Origin of the sequence: Streptomyces sp. NPDC058632, assembly GCF_042717095.1 — a bacterium.
Taxonomy (GTDB): Bacteria; Actinomycetota; Actinomycetes; order Streptomycetales; family Streptomycetaceae; genus Streptomyces.
The window spans coordinates 1-1,213 of the sequence record NZ_JBHXQZ010000216.1 but is presented as its reverse complement, the minus strand read 5'-3'; the positions used below and the strand labels follow the sequence as shown (position 1 = coordinate 1,213).

At 71.8% G+C, this 1,213-nt stretch carries 2 protein-coding genes; both read left to right on the top strand.

Going from position 1 to position 1,213, the window contains the following annotated elements; genetic code table 11:
* Positions 1 to 404 precede the first annotated feature (404 nt).
* Positions 405 to 623 (top strand): type II toxin-antitoxin system HicB family antitoxin, encoded by a 219-nt coding sequence (locus tag ACFWVE_RS35055; protein WP_155071610.1) that lies wholly within the window; start codon positions 405 to 407, stop codon positions 621 to 623.
* Positions 620 to 844 (top strand): type II toxin-antitoxin system HicA family toxin, encoded by a 225-nt coding sequence (locus ACFWVE_RS35050; RefSeq protein WP_266076534.1) that lies wholly within the window; start codon positions 620 to 622, stop codon positions 842 to 844. The genes ACFWVE_RS35055 and ACFWVE_RS35050 overlap by 4 nt, the downstream gene beginning before the upstream one ends.
* The last annotated feature ends 369 nt before the right edge of the window (positions 845 to 1,213 follow it).

Genomic DNA, 1,213 nt, shown 5'->3' with positions numbered 1-1,213 from the left:
CGCCCATGAAGCCGGTGCCGACGACCGTCACCAGCAGCATCGCCGCATGCGTACGGGCCGCCGCCCACGGGTCGGCGCGCAGCCGCTCCGCCGCGCCCGGCACCGGCACGGTCAAGGCGACCAGGACGACTGCTCCAAGGTGCGCGGGACGGCCGCTGCGGTGCCGTCCCGCTGACCCGAGTCCGGCCCCGGCCCCGGTCGCGCAGAACGGCACTCCGGAACAACCGGCAGGCCGCGGAAAGACGTAGACGTTCCCTCGTCCGGCCGACCGGGCCGGCTGCACGCGAGCCGATGCCGGCGCGGGCCAGGACGGACGGCTTGCGCCAGGTCAACGGGGTAACAGGCGCGGGTGACAGCGGGTAAAGCCGCTGACCGGCGGGGGTAGTGCGTGCCAGACTGACGACATGACCACTGACGCACTGCACCTGACCGCCGCGATCACCCACGAGGGCGAGTGGTACGTGGCACGCTGCCTCCAGGTCGAGGTCACCTCCCAGGGCGAGACCATCGAGGAGTCTCTGGAGAACCTCCGCGAAGCGCTGGAGCTCTACTTCGAGGACGCCCCCGCCCCCGAGGTCACCGACGTGATCACGGCCCCCGTCGAAGTGCGGCGCGCCGCGTGAGCCCCGCTGTCCCCACGGGCCTCTCCGGAGCCGCGGTGGCCAAGGCCCTGGAGCGGGGCGGGTTCGAGCACATCACCACCCGTGGCAGCCACGCCAAATACCGCAGCGGAGAGCGGACCGTCATCGTTCCCCTCCACCGCAGCCTCGCACCCGGCACCCTCCGCTCGATCCTCCGCCAGGCAGACTGGACCGTTGACGACCTCGGGGAGCACCTGAAGTAGCGCCGCCCACCGGTTCTGGCGGCAACCGGACCCGCCAACGGCGGAAACCAGCGGACTCCCACTGCGCCACAGACCGGTGGTGGCCTGCGAAAGCGCAGGTAGGGAGCGGGTGCTCACCACACACTATGTGCTGGCTGGGCAGATGCCGGTTCTCGTTCACGACAGCACATCCCGCACGCTGACGTCGGCAATTCATGAGATCCGCTTCTCGTTGGCCCCGGTCCCCGGCGGACCTCCGTTCCCCGGTTCCGGCGCATGGCCGTCGCGTCGGCCGTCAGGCGTACCGCAGTCGGGACGGGTCGGCCGAGCGGCTCAGCAGGGGGAGGGCCGTTGCCGAGGCCAGGAGGCAGGCGGTGTAGGCCGCCGGGG